This window comes from Rhodococcus sp. 14-2470-1a, assembly GCF_002259425.1.
Lineage (GTDB): Bacteria > Actinomycetota > Actinomycetes > Mycobacteriales > Mycobacteriaceae > Rhodococcoides > Rhodococcoides fascians_E.
In genome coordinates, this window is record NZ_NPFZ01000010.1 from 241,478 (window position 1) to 254,116 (window position 12,639).

11 protein-coding genes are annotated in these 12,639 nt (G+C 63.9%); 6 read left to right on the plus strand and 5 right to left on the minus strand.

The window, feature by feature from the left end:
• Nucleotides 1-2 precede the first annotated feature (2 nt).
• Nucleotides 3-2,993 (plus strand): glycosyltransferase family 2 protein, encoded by a 2,991-nt coding sequence (locus CH292_RS05830; RefSeq protein ID WP_179277914.1) that lies wholly within the window; start codon nucleotides 3-5, stop codon nucleotides 2,991-2,993.
• The gene (locus tag CH292_RS05835) at nucleotides 2,990-3,721 is read left to right on the plus strand and encodes a polyprenol monophosphomannose synthase (RefSeq protein ID WP_094654220.1); all 732 of its coding nucleotides are present in this window, start codon (nucleotides 2,990-2,992) and stop codon (nucleotides 3,719-3,721) included. Before CH292_RS05830 ends, CH292_RS05835 begins: the two co-directional genes overlap by 4 nt.
• On the opposite strand, the gene CH292_RS05840 is transcribed toward CH292_RS05835, so the two are convergent.
• Nucleotides 3,699-5,108, minus strand: coding sequence for a GntP family permease (locus tag CH292_RS05840; RefSeq protein ID WP_094654221.1), 1,410 nt, complete (start codon nucleotides 5,106-5,108; stop codon nucleotides 3,699-3,701). The genes CH292_RS05835 and CH292_RS05840 overlap by 23 nt on opposite strands.
• Before the next feature lie 204 nt (nucleotides 5,109-5,312).
• On the opposite strand from CH292_RS05840, the gene CH292_RS05845 reads away from it, so the two are divergent.
• From CH292_RS05845 to CH292_RS05860, 4 genes are all read left to right on the plus strand, one after another.
• Nucleotides 5,313-6,533, plus strand: coding sequence for a CaiB/BaiF CoA-transferase family protein (locus CH292_RS05845; RefSeq protein WP_033189068.1), 1,221 nt, complete (start codon nucleotides 5,313-5,315; stop codon nucleotides 6,531-6,533).
• Entirely contained in the window at nucleotides 6,533-7,477 is a 945-nt protein-coding gene (locus CH292_RS05850; protein WP_094654222.1) for a pyruvate carboxyltransferase, read from the plus strand. The genes CH292_RS05845 and CH292_RS05850 overlap by 1 nt, the downstream gene beginning before the upstream one ends.
• 19 nt (nucleotides 7,478-7,496) lie before the next feature.
• Nucleotides 7,497-8,138 (plus strand): GntR family transcriptional regulator, encoded by a 642-nt coding sequence (locus tag CH292_RS05855; RefSeq protein ID WP_033189066.1) that lies wholly within the window; start codon nucleotides 7,497-7,499, stop codon nucleotides 8,136-8,138.
• A gap of 121 nt (nucleotides 8,139-8,259) precedes the next feature.
• Nucleotides 8,260-9,588, plus strand: a complete 1,329-nt coding sequence (locus CH292_RS05860; RefSeq protein WP_179277915.1) for a barstar family protein — start codon at nucleotides 8,260-8,262, stop codon at nucleotides 9,586-9,588.
• Nucleotides 9,589-9,705: 117 nt separating this feature from the next.
• On the opposite strand, the gene CH292_RS05865 is transcribed toward CH292_RS05860, so the two are convergent.
• The 4 genes from CH292_RS05865 to CH292_RS05880 are packed head-to-tail and all read right to left on the minus strand — an operon-like array spanning nucleotide 9,706 to nucleotide 12,639.
• Complete coding sequence (locus CH292_RS05865; RefSeq protein ID WP_094654224.1) at nucleotides 9,706-10,419, minus strand: SGNH/GDSL hydrolase family protein; 714 nt, start codon at nucleotides 10,417-10,419, stop codon at nucleotides 9,706-9,708.
• Nucleotides 10,412-11,503, minus strand: coding sequence for a glycosyltransferase (locus tag CH292_RS05870; protein WP_094654225.1), 1,092 nt, complete (start codon nucleotides 11,501-11,503; stop codon nucleotides 10,412-10,414). The genes CH292_RS05865 and CH292_RS05870 overlap by 8 nt, the downstream gene beginning before the upstream one ends.
• Nucleotides 11,503-12,045 carry a DapH/DapD/GlmU-related protein gene (locus CH292_RS05875; protein WP_094654226.1) on the minus strand — a complete coding sequence of 181 codons (543 nt, stop codon included), beginning with the start codon at nucleotides 12,043-12,045 and terminating at the stop codon, nucleotides 11,503-11,505. The genes CH292_RS05870 and CH292_RS05875 overlap by 1 nt, the downstream gene beginning before the upstream one ends.
• A gap of 3 nt (nucleotides 12,046-12,048) precedes the next feature.
• Nucleotides 12,049-12,639: a serine acetyltransferase gene (locus CH292_RS05880; protein ID WP_256977947.1), complete on the minus strand. Its 591-nt coding sequence runs from the start codon at nucleotides 12,637-12,639 to the stop codon at nucleotides 12,049-12,051.

Sequence of the window (12,639 nt, forward strand, 5' to 3'; positions counted from 1 at the left end):
CTTTGGCTTCCACGTTCGGCGGTTTTCTCACGACGGTCAGCTTGCTGTATCTCGTCCAGGGCCAGATGTGGGCAATACCCCTGCTGATACCCCTTGCCATCACGACGACGGCGATGGTCGTCTCCCTGCTCACGTCCGTGCAACCGCGTCGAGACAACTTGGCCGGACACATCGCACGCGTGCGTTCCTACGCGCCGGTTCACTATCCGAGTGTCGATGTGTTCCTTCCCAGCGCCGGGGAAGACATTGCTGTGCTGCACAACACGTTCTGGCACGTCAGCCGGTTGGATTGGTCGGGCGAGATCACCGTGTACGTGCTGGACGACTCGGACCGGGGCAGTGTCCGCGAGCTGGCGGAGACCTTCGGCTACGAGTACCGAGTGCGCCCCAACCGTGGATTCCTCAAGAAGGCAGGCAATCTCCGGTTCGGTTTCGACGAGTCCCACGGAGAGTTCATCACCATCTTCGACGCGGATTTCGTGCCCCGGCCGGACTATCTGCACGAGCTCATGCCGTACACCACCGAGGACGACGTGGCGATCGTGCAGAGTCCGCAGTTCTTCGACACCACGCACCGAATGAACTGGATGGAGTACGCCGCGGGCGCCACACAGGTCCTGTTCTACCGCTGGATCCAGGCTGCACGGGACAAGAGCGACGCGTCCATCTGCGTCGGCACCTGCGCCGTCTACCGCCGGAGTGCCCTGGAGCTGGGCGGTGGGTTCTCGGCCATCGAGCACAGCGAGGACGTCTACACGGGCGTCGACCTCATGCGCGTCGGTTTCCGGACGCGGTACGTCCCGGTCGTGGTGTCCAAGGGCTTGTGCCCGGAGACTCTGGATCAGTTCGCCAACCAGCAGTACCGCTGGGCCAACGGATCCATGAGCTTGCTGAAGTCACGCGATTTCCACAAGATGCCGTTCACGCTTCGTCAGCGTCTGTGCTTCTGGTCCGGGTTCCTGTATTACATCGACACTGCGGTGAACGTGTATGTCATTGCGCTGCCGCCGATTCTGATGGCGTTCCTCGCGCCCGACGATGTGTCGATCAACAACTACCTGTTCGTGTTCCTGGCCATGGTGGTGCGCTTCGCGCTGGTACCGGTCATCACCATGGGCCGCGAGAGCACCCTCGGACTCGATCGCGTTCAGGCCTTCTACTCCTACATCCACTCCCTCGCGGTCGTCGACGTCATGCGCGGACGTACCGATGCCTGGCAGGCCACCGGAATCAAGACGCGCTCGACCACCGCGAGGCGCGTCAAACGCGTCATGACGTCCTGGTTGGTCCTGGTGCAGGTGCTGATGTGGGTGGGCATCTTCTGGCGGGCACCGCAGTACGGGTGGTCCAACTACGCTCCGATGATCGGTTTCGCTGTCTTCAACCTGATCGTCGTCTATCCGTTGATGTTCTGGCGCACGGAGTTCCCGTCGTTGCTGGATCCGATGACGCTCCGCCGCAGACTGTTTCGCTCGGAGGTCATGACCTTCACACAGCCACCGTCGTCGGAGAGAGTGCCGGAGCGTCGACGCAGGATCCGCATCGAGTGGTCGGCGTCCGCGGCATGGCCGTGGCTGCTCGTCATGGCCGTCGTCTCGGCGGTTCTTTCGCTGCGGCCGGGTTCCAACAACACCGCGTTCCAGGACGAGGGTCTGTACCTGTTCATCGGTCATCGCATGCTCGAGCACGTCGCCGACGGTGCCACCGTGACCGAGTACCCGGGCGGCTATCTGTCGGGCGCGCCGGGGTTGTTCCCGGTGTTGGGTGCGCTCGCCGATACGGTCGGCGGTCTGGAAGCGGCCCGGCTGGTCAGCTTGTTCTTCACCTGGGTTGCCATCGTCGCCGTCTACGGAATAGGTAACCGCTTGTTCGGCACGCTGGCAGGACTGTTGGGGGCTGCCGCATTCACGTTGTCGGGATCGGTGATCTTCGTGTCCCACATGGCGACGTTCGACGCGATGGCCATGAGCCTCGTCGCCGTCGCGCTCTGGCTCACTGTACGCAGTGCTCAACAGAATTCGCTGTTGTGGGCTCCGGTCATCGGCGCGATCCTCGCTCTCGCGTTCCTGACGAAGTATGCGACGGCGGTCTATGCGCCCGGCGTCGCCGTGATCGGCATGATTCTGGCGTGGCCGAGCATCCGCTGGGGTGCGGCGCGCCAGGCTCTGCTCATGCTCGCGTCGGGCACGGCGACGGCCTTTTTCATCCTGATCTTCTGGGCTCAGGATCTCATTCCGGGAATCATGTCGACGACGACCAACCGGGCGCCCATTTCCCCCGCGTCGGCATCACTGCTGTCGACGAACGTCGCGACGTGGGTCGGCGCGATCCTCCTCCTGGCGCTGGTGGGCGCGGCGACGCAGTACCGACGGTGGCCGATCGGGCTCGTCATGCTGGCTTTCTCGGTCATCGGGCCGGCCCAGCAGATTCGGATCGGTGAGGAGACGTCGCTCTCCAAGCACGTCGCGTTCGGTCTGGTCTTCGCCGCGCCTCTAGCGGGTGTCCTGCTGGCGTGGTTGATCATTCGAGCCAAGTGGGTCGGCATACCGGTGGCCGGTGCGGTTCTGGTGATGCAGTCGGTACTCGGGTTCACTCAGTCTCAGCAGTTCTTGACGACATGGGTCGACGACACCGCCATGGTCGCGGCACTTCGCGTCGAGATCGCTGCGTCTCCGGGGAAAGCGATTCTGGGCGAGGAACCTTCGGCTCAGCGTTACGCCCTGCGCGGTGAGGTGGAGCCGATTCTGTGGACGGACACCTTTGCGCTCGGTTACGGCAACAAGACCGGGATGCCGGCGTACCGCGAGGCGATCGACCAGTCCCACTTCGGCACGATCTACCTCAACCTCAACACCGAGAACGGCAAGCAGATCAACGAATATCTCACGACGGCGGAGACTCCGTATCGTCTGTCCAATCGAGTCCCATTCACCCGCTACGAGGAGTTCGCCGGCTACTACCTCGTCTGGACCCCGAAGGTGTTGGAACGGTGACACATCACTTCGCCGGCGTGCTCGTGTGCGTGCCCACCTACAACGAGTCCAGCAACATCGAGTCGCTGGTCCACCGCACACTCGCTGCGGTGCCCGGTGCATCGATTCTGGTGATCGACGATTCGAGCCCGGACGGAACAGGAGATATCGCCGACGCGTTGGTCGCGGAACACCCGTGCATCTCGGTGCTGCACAGGCCTGCGAAATCGGGGCTCGCGACGGCGTATCTCGATGCGTTCCGCATCGGACTCGAACGGGGGTTCACTCGTCTGGTGGAGATGGACGCCGACGGTAGCCATGCTCCCGAGCATCTGCCGGCGATGATCCAGGCATCGGGCGAGCCGGGCGTCGGCCTGGTCATCGGCTCTCGGTACGTCGCCGGCGGGCGTACCGAGGGGTGGCCGTGGACCCGGAAGGTCCTCTCGCGGGCCGGGAACAGCTATGTCCGTCTACTGACGCCTCTGAGAGTTCGCGACGCGACCGCGGGTTACCGGGTCTTCACCGCAGACGCCCTGACGTCGATGGACTTGCAGTCGGTGACGTCGAAGGGATACAGCTTCCAGGTGGAGATGGCGTTGCTCGTGCATCGGGAGGGTCTGGGTATCACCGAAGTGCCCATCACCTTCCGTGAACGAGAACTCGGCACGAGCAAGATGAGCCGTGCAGTGATCCTCGAAGCACTCTGGCGGACGACTGTCTGGGGTGCTACACCACGGTCGACACGATGAGGATGAGCACCAAGGAGACGACGGAGCAGATCGACGGGCCGAGGGTGTAGGTCTTGAGGGTTCCGCGGACGGACAACCCGTAGACGGACTTGAACAACCAGAATCCGTTGGCGTTCGGTAGACCTCCGAAGAGAGCGCCCGCGAGCGCGGCCAGTGCGAGAAGCATTGCGCCGCTGGGGCTTGCTGCGGCGACGACGGGTCCGAGAATGCCGACTGCTGTCATTGCGCCGAGGGTGATGGATCCGACGGCAGCGTGCAGGATGGCCGCGATGATCCAGGCAACCAGGATGGGTGCGCCGCCGCTCGCTCCGAACATGTCCGTCAGTTGGTCACCCACACCGGAACCGTTGACGAGGGCAGCGAATCCTCCGCCCACGCCGGTGAGAATGAGGATCGAGCCGCTGGTACGCATTCCGTTCCCGACTGCGGCCGATACTTTCTCGACTCCGAGGTAGCGACGCGCCAGGACATACGCGAGGCAGACCCCGACGAACAGTGCGAAGCTGACGTTGCCGAGCGCGTCCGTCACCGGGCCCTCCACTCCGAACACCGCCAGGAACGCACCGGTGAGCATCAGGCCGACGGCGACGATCAGCGGGCTGGCAAGGAGCAACAGCGGAGGCACCGAGTCCTTCGGCCGTGTCGCTGTCACCGTCCCGGTGCGCTTCCCTCGAGTTGAGCCACCTTCGGAGGAGTCGGATTCAGCGGTGGCCGAATTGTTCTCGGCCCCGACTGCAACCGCCTCACCCAGGCTCTCCGATTCGTCACGCGCTTCGTCCCACAGTCCGATACGGATGAGGGTCGAGTACACGGCAACGGTCACGACGATGGCCACGATTCCGAGGGGTAGCGCGTAGAGAAGGGCGGTTCCGATCGGGATGCCCAGGATGCCGACCACCGCCATCAGTGCGGTGCCCGGCACGACGAAGACGAGGCCGGCTGTGATGCCGGTGATCGCGACGCCCGAGAGCAGACCGTGCCCGTTCTTCCCCAGCTTGCTCGAGGCGTGTCGGGTGAGCGGGCCGGACAGGACGATGAGCACGTCGGCGAACACCGATGCGAGAACAACTCCGAGCGAGAGTCCATGTGCGTAGGGCAACCCTCGTCGCCCGAAGATTCGCAGCATCCCCTCGGCCACCCGTTGAGGAACGCCGAGTGCTTCCACCAGCGCTCCCAGCAGTACGCCGAACGCGATGAACAGCCCGATCTCGGTCATCACCGAGCCGAAGCCCTCGACCATCTCGGTCGTCGTACCGGCGAATCCCTGCCCGGTCGCGATTCCCAGATATCCGCCGCCCAGGACCAGCGCGATCACCGGCTCGATCTTGAAGGCCACGATGATGGCAACCACTCCGACAACGCTGATGGCGATGTGGACCAGCGACATTGATTCCATTGAGCGGGTGCCCTTCTCGTGTCCGAACCGTGCGGCGATCGACGGCCCGCGAGCGAACCTCGATCACTTCGGCACGCTATGTGTCCTGCATCACCAAAGTCAAGCGTTTGTATACATTTCTGTGCTTATGTAGCCTGCAGACACCTCTTGAACCACTGAATGCATACATACTCGCTCACAGAACGGACAGCGCTCATGACGGAACAGCCCCGATCCGACGGTTCGGCCGGCCCCTTGGCCGGGCTGCGAGTGATAGAGATGGGCCAGCTCATCGCCGGCCCGTTCTGCGGCCAGATACTCGGCGACCTCGGTGCCGAGGTCGTCAAGTTGGAACAACCAGGAAGCGGTGATCCGATGCGCGCTTGGGGACGCACGCTCCCCAAAGGCGAGTCCATGTGGTGGTCCGTCGTCGGTCGCAACAAGCAGTCAGTCACCGTCAACTTGCGCACCACGGAGGGACAATCGATCGCGAAGCGCCTCATCCGGAATGCCGATATCGTCGTCGAGAATTTCCGGCCGGGCACGCTGGAACGCTGGGGACTGGGGTACGAACAGTTGTCCGAGCTCAACCCGAGCGTGATTCTGACGCGGGTGTCGGGTTTCGGTCAGACAGGCCCGTATTCGTCACGGGCCGGGTACGGAGCGATCGGTGAGGCCATGGGTGGGCTCCGGTACGTCGTCGGCGATCCGTCCACTCCTCCGTCGCGCGTGGGCATTTCGATAGGCGACACGCTTGCTGCTTTGTTCGCGGCCATCGGGACTCTGGGAGCGGTGTTCGAGCGCACCCGCAGCGGCCGTGGCCAGGTGGTGGACTCCGCGATCTACGAAGCCGTGCTCGGTGTGATGGAATCCCTTGTTCCCGAGTGGGTTATCGCCAACTACCAGCGCGAACGAAGCGGCGCGATCCTGCCGAACGTGGCGCCGAGCAACGTGTACCCGACCAAGGAAGGTGCGTGGATTCTGATTGCCGCCAACCAGGACACCGTCTTCGCTCGACTCGCCGAGGCCATGGGCCAGCCGGAGCTGGCCGTGGACGAGCGCTTCGCCACTCACACTGCGCGCGGTGAGCGGCAGCAACAGCTGGACGGCCTCGTCGCCGAGTTCACTGCCGGTCTCGACGCCGCCGAGCTGGAGAAGCTTCTGCACGAGCATGCTGTCCCGTCCGGCAAGATCTATCGGCCGTCGGACATGCTCGAAGACGAGCAGTTCATCGCTCGCCGCAGCATCATCGAGACCGAGCACCCGGTGCTGGGCTCGGTTCCGATGCAGAACACCTTCCCCCGTTTCAGCCGCACCGATGGCAGCGTGCGTTGGCCAGGTCCGAGTTTGGGCGAGCACACCACCGAGGTTCTGCACCGCCTGGGCGGGTACACCGAGGACGAGGTCGCGCACTTCGCGGGTCAGGGCACCGTGTGATGATCGGCCGCGACTTACCGAGCAGTGCAACGGTTGTGGACGTCGGCCTACGGGACGGCCTCCAAGCCGTCGAGAACGTCCTCGACACGGACGCCAAACTGGAGATCCTGAACGGGTTGTTGGCGTCGGGCTTCACGACCCTGGAGATCACCTCCTTCGCTCACCCGCGCGTGCTCCCCCAGTTCGCCGATGCAGAGCAGGTGATCGCCGACGCGCCGAGGACTGCCGGCGTCACCTACAAGGCGCTGGTGCCCAATTTCAAGGGTGCGCTGCGCGCACTCGAGACGAGGATCGACGAGATCGTCATGGTCGTCCCGGTCGATCCGGAGACCGCTCGACGCAACCAGAACGCAACTCCCGACCAGTTGCTGACGGCGCTGGCCGAGGTGGTCGACCACGCGCATGCGTCGGGCAAGAAAGTCACTGCTGCCGTGGCTACGGCGTTCTTCGCTACCTGCCGGGGACCGATCCCGAACAACGAACTGAAAGACGCTCTTCGACGGGTGATCGACGCCGGCGTCGACTCGCTGTATCTCGCCGGCACCAGTGGAATGGAGATCCCGTCGGAGTTCGAGAACGGTATCGCCCTCGCCAAGTCGCTGGCACCGGACATCCCGGTCGGTGTGCATCTGCACAACCGAAACGGGTTCGGTCCGATCAACGCCCTTGCAGCGCTGGCCGCGGGCGCCGACTGGCTGGAGGCGTCTTTCGGAGGTCTCGGCGGAGACATGTGGTTCCCGGGTGACAAATCCGTCCTGGGGAACGCACCCATGGAGGATGTGCTGAACCTGCTGCACAGCATGGGCGTCGCCACCGGCATCGACTTGGACCGCTATCTCGACGTGGTCCGGTACTCGGAGAAGGTCACCGGAACCGACTCGTACTCGTTTCTGTCCCGTGGTGGTACACGGGACGACGTGGCTCGTACACAATGGTTGGACTGACGCGCAAGGAGCCACGCCATTGTCCGAACTCAGCAAGGCCATCTTCGACCTCATCATCAGCGGGCAGTATCAGCCCGGCGAGAAGCTCAGAGAGATCGAACTGGCCGAACGCTTCGGCGTGAGTCGCACCCCGGTGCGGGAGGCCTTGAAGGCGCTTGCAAGCAGCGGCGTCATCACCATCGAACTGAACAAGGGCGCCCGCGTCGTCGAATACTCGCAGGATTCCGTCGAGATGATGTATTCCGCACGCTCGATGATGGAACCGCACGCCGCGCGCCTGGCCTCGGAGAACATGAGCGACGACGACGTGGCACAGCTCCGCACCTTGGCCGACGACATGTATTCCGAGGTGGTGGGCGAATCGAACTTCGCCGCGATCGCGGTTCTGAACAACGCTTTTCACTCGGCGATCCTGGAACGGTGTCCCAATGCTCGAATCGCGGAGATGACGTCCAGCATGCTGAAGCCGGTGGTGGCGTCTCGAACGTTCCGCAGCTACAGCGGGCCTCAGTTGATGCGCAGCGCCCTTCATCACCTCGAAATCGTCGACGCCATCGAGGCCCGCGACCCCGAATGGGTCGAATCGATCATGCGCGCCCACATCCGATCCGGGTATCACAGCGCCGTTACCGCGAGCGCGCATCAGCCAGAGCGAGCGTGATTCCCGGCAACCTGCCAACCGGTCCACAAGAACCCAACTGGCGTGATTGCTCCGTGAGACCACTCAGGTGCCCGAGCAGTCGCTGCTGTGCCGGGGCTGTGTCCGTGACATGCTCGCAGGCATGCCGATGCCGTCGTGGCAGGACCAGCCCGCCCACCGCGAATACCAACAGGCCTTGCGCGATCTACGCATAGCATTGCCACGGTGGTGGCCCACCAGGGTGCATGCCGATGTCGTGGGCGGAGACTTGGACACCGGCGCGGTCGTGCTGCATCTGCCGTTCGACGGCAACCCGTATCTCGCGCGGCTACCGCTTCGAGGTCCTTCCGGCGGCAACACCGACACCACGTTGGCCGAGCTCGACCGCACCCACACCTGCCGCGAATGGACCCAGGACGACTGGCGTTACATTGTCTTCAGCCGCACCCCGCTCACCGACACCGACTTCCGGTGCATTCGGATGTCCATGAATGCAGCGCCGCGGACGTCACCTCGAGCTGCAGTCTTCGACCCCACCGACAAAGCGCTGTTCGAGACACAGCGCCAGCGCGTGGATTGGCAGCTGCTGCAGAACGGTGTCGTCCACCGCTACGACACCCGATTCGCTCTCGACACCGCCGCAGGCCACCTGGCAGGCCTCGGGTACATCATCCATCTCGTCGACGCGGCCACCTGGACGAACCTCGACGACATGCACACCGCCCTCGCTGCGGCGCTCTCGTTCCCCGCCTACTACGGCCGTAACCTCGACGCCCTCGATGACGTCCTGCGCGATGTCGCCGAATACCACTACGGCAGCGACCCAGACACGACCGGAACCGTGCTCGCCGTCGCCGGTTTCGATCGTCTGCTACACCTCGACCGAACAACCGCGATCGCGGTGCTCGACATCATCGCCCAACGCGCCGCTACCGCAGCACTGTTCGGGCATCCGATGCTGTGCTTGATCGATAGCACCGCCGACGGACTCGGCTCCGTCGGCGGCGCCCCGGTTCTGCGGCAAACAGTCTCAGAATATCCACCCGATCCACCGGAACCGTTCGACGAATCGACGATCGTCGAGTTCAGGTTTCAGATTTTTGCCACGCCGATCGAAGCAGAACAGTATGCCGTGCGCATGAGGGGGCTCGTCGAGCCTGTTCTCGCCGAAGTGGGCCACTACCAATTCAGGCCACCGCTCCTGACGTCTGTGAGCGAAGGCCAGAACGACGAACGCCATTCGAGCTCCGGACGGCAACGCAAAGACGGACAGCACCTGTACGACATCGACTTCGCCGTCCGAGGGCACGGTGACCGACATGTACTCGGCGACACTGTTTTCGACCGGGTCAGCGACGCGGACATCGGATTCGAGCAGATGTACACCTCCTACTTCTCCGGCAAGTACCTCCCCGACGCTCTCGACCGCTACCCCTTGCTCGACCTCGAAAATCCCGAACAGCCTCGATAACCGAGGCACCGATCCGTGAGATTGCCAGCACGTTCCGCGTGAGCGACGGACGAGGTAACTCATTCACCCAATCCGCAGTTTCGGTGGGTGAATATCAGACTGCTGCATGACAGCGCACTACTTCAGCGCTTCCGATACATGCCGGGCGATTGCCGCGTGTCCTTCGTCGTCGACGTGGATGCCGTCCGAGGTGAGCATGTCCTCGGTGATGACGTCGGTGGGATCGACGAGGGAGATGAACTGACCGCCCGCTGCGGTGGCTGCGTCGCGGACGACGTTGTCGAATGCGGTCACGAACGGCGGAACTTCGCCTGCGCTGGAGGGGCCGACGGCGATGATCCGAGTGTCGGGTAGGCCTGCTCGCAGCGTGCCGAAGGTTCTGTAGATCGCGTCGACGACGGGGGTCGGATCGTTGACGAAAGCCTCGAAGTCGTTGTTTCCGCCGGACACCACGACGATGCGGGGGTCGAGCTGGACGGCCTCGGCGGCGACGGTACCGAAGTTCTCGCAGCGCGTTGCGCCGCAGTCGTTTCCAGCGGTGATGTAGCCAGTGGACCCGATGCCCAAGTTGGTTTCGTTCCAGAAGTTCGTGGATGCCAGCAGCGATGTCCATCGTTCGGTGAGTTCGCTCGCTCCGGCACCGGAGGTGTACGAGTCGCCGATGAACACGGCCGAGGGGCCACCTGCACCGGCAGGCGGCGTGTAGGCGGGCTGCGCACCGTCAGCGGCCTCGTCTTGTCGGGTCGAGTCGTAGTACAGACCTGCGATGATCGCAGCGACCACTACCGCGGCCGCAACCAGGACGCCCTTGTTCGAGATCCGATCAGACATGACTGTGTTCCCCCTCGTAATGCTGTTCGAGAGTGCGTGCGACCGCTGCGGTTCCGAATCGTCGACGCACCTCGGCGCGTCCTCTCGTCCCCATCTCGTCGCGAAGTGCACTGCTGCTCAGCAGTTTCCGAACCGCCCCGACGAGCGCATCCGCATCGTCACCGGGCACGACCATTCCGCACCCGATGCTCGCGATCTCCGGTGCAAGTCCGCAGCTGTCGGTGACGACGACGGGCAACCCGACGGCCATGGCCTCGAGCACCGCCATGGGATACGGCTCGTCGACGGACGGCAACACGTACACCGATGCTCGACGCATACGTGCTGCGGTCTCCGACGGCGCGATCGCTCCCTCCCAGCGAACGTGCTGAGCTCGCACGATCTGCGCACCTTCGCCTTCGTCCGGCCCGACAAGGGTGAATGCCGCGGTCGGGAACTCGGGCACCAGCACCTCGGCCATCCGCGCAAAGAGTTCGGGTCGCTTACGTGAATGCAGTCGGGCGAGAAAGAGCACTTCGACGCTGCCGGAGCCAACCCGTTTCGGTAGCTCCGGGACCCCATTGGTCAGCGCCACGAGAGCAAGACCAGGGCCGGCGACGTCGATGAGGTCGGATCGCTCGCGCGGGGTGAGGTAGAACAGCGCAGATGCCGATCGCAGCACCCGCCTCGTGAGGAGTGCATCGAGTGGCTTTGCGAGGGCGTTGTCGCTCGCATCGATCATGCCGTGGGTCTGCACCACAACGCGGACCCCCAGGGCACGCAACAGAATCGCCGCCGGAAGCGTCACCAGATCGCGGGCGAGGTGCACGTGCACCACGTCGAACCCTCTGCCCTCGCGAATGATCCACCACAGCAGACCTGGCGAAGACAACCCGGCAAAGCCGATTCGCGGCAACAGTTTTCGTGGTTCGAACAGGTGCACGGTCACATCGGACGCTCTCGAGTGCTGCGCGGACCCCGCCGCCACGATCGTCACATCGTGCCCGTCAGCGGCCAGCGCGTCCGCCTGATTCGACGCCACCCTCGCAGGGCCGCCGTAGGCGCCGTCTTCCGAGATGAGGGTGACGACGTGAAGAATGCGCATCAGTTCGTCGGCGAGGTCATGTCCGCGGACGGCGGTGCGAGAACAACTGCGCCTGGTAGGACATCACGAGTGACGAGCGCGGTGGCCCCGACCGTCGCATCGTCTCCGATGGTGACCCCGCGCAGCACCGTTGCTCGAGCGGCGATCCACACGCTGCTTCCGACGGTGATGGGTGCGTTGTCGAATTCGAATGTGGGCGAGCGGCGATCGTGACTACCGGTGCACAGCAAAACTCCTTGAGAAATGCAGGTGTTCGCACCGATGTTCACGGGTTCCAGGTTGAGAATCCAGACGTCCTCGCCCACCCACGAGTCGGCGCCGATGCTGAGCTTCCACGGCCAATGGATCCGTACTCCGTGGCGGACGAGAACACCGGGGCCGATCTGTGCCCCGAACGCCCGAAGCATGGCGACCCGCACCGAGTTGGGGCACCACCACCGTCCCAGAATTACAGTGGACACCGTCAACCACAGAGCCTGAACCAACAGCGGCCTGCCCTTGTCGTAGCCTGCACCGGTGAACCCGGCCAGCGATCGAGGCATGGCCTACTTCTCCAGCGGCTGGGCCATCGGGGCAACCATCACACTGCCCGAGGCTACGTCCCTGACCACCACCGCATTCGCGCCGATCGTCGAACCGTCTCCGATGGCGATCGGCCCGGCTATCACTGCGCCGGCTGCAACCGTGACGTCGTCGCCGATGGTGGGCTGGCCCTTCGCGGACCATCCGATGGACACGTGCTGATTCAGCCAGAAGTTGCGTCCCACTGAGGTGGCGCACAGGATCGTTCCTGTTCCATGGTGCAGAAAGAATCCTGGCCCGATCGACTCGGAGTCGAGGACGATCGTCGGATCCGGCCGATAGGCGACGCGCGCTGCCAGCCGGAGAGGTAACGGGCTCTCGCGCAGGCGATAGTGCATCACGTTGCGAAATTCCTTCAGCGCTCCGGCAAGATAGGCAAAGCGCGAATACTCGTCGAGCGGTACGAGTGCGTCGTTGCCGATGCAGTCGATCCACCGATCTACGTCGGCGCGCACTACGTCGGACTGCCCGCTCACCGAAACGGCCCACCAGAGCGGCCTGGCCCACAGTCGAGCAAGAAGAATCAAAGGAGACTTCCGCGCACTGTAAGCCAT

What these genes read in the sequence shown, in the direction of transcription:
- CH292_RS05840 (WP_094654221.1), bottom strand. Translation starts at nt 5,108, where the DNA reads ATGTCGCTGGTCCACATCGCCATCAGCGTTGTCGGAGTGGTTGCCATC.
- CH292_RS05845 (WP_033189068.1), top strand. Translation starts at nt 5,313, where the DNA reads ATGACGGAACAGCCCCGATCCGACGGTTCGGCCGGCCCCTTGGCCGGG.
- CH292_RS05850 (WP_094654222.1), top strand. Translation starts at nt 6,533, where the DNA reads ATGATCGGCCGCGACTTACCGAGCAGTGCAACGGTTGTGGACGTCGGC.
- CH292_RS05860 (WP_179277915.1), top strand. Translation starts at nt 8,260, where the DNA reads ATGCCGATGCCGTCGTGGCAGGACCAGCCCGCCCACCGCGAATACCAA.
- CH292_RS05865 (WP_094654224.1), bottom strand. Translation starts at nt 10,419, where the DNA reads ATGTCTGATCGGATCTCGAACAAGGGCGTCCTGGTTGCGGCCGCGGTA.
- CH292_RS05870 (WP_094654225.1), bottom strand. Translation starts at nt 11,503, where the DNA reads ATGCGCATTCTTCACGTCGTCACCCTCATCTCGGAAGACGGCGCCTAC.
- CH292_RS05875 (WP_094654226.1), bottom strand. Translation starts at nt 12,045, where the DNA reads ATGCCTCGATCGCTGGCCGGGTTCACCGGTGCAGGCTACGACAAGGGC.
- CH292_RS05880 (WP_256977947.1), bottom strand. Translation starts at nt 12,639, where the DNA reads ATGGCTTACAGTGCGCGGAAGTCTCCTTTGATTCTTCTTGCTCGACTG.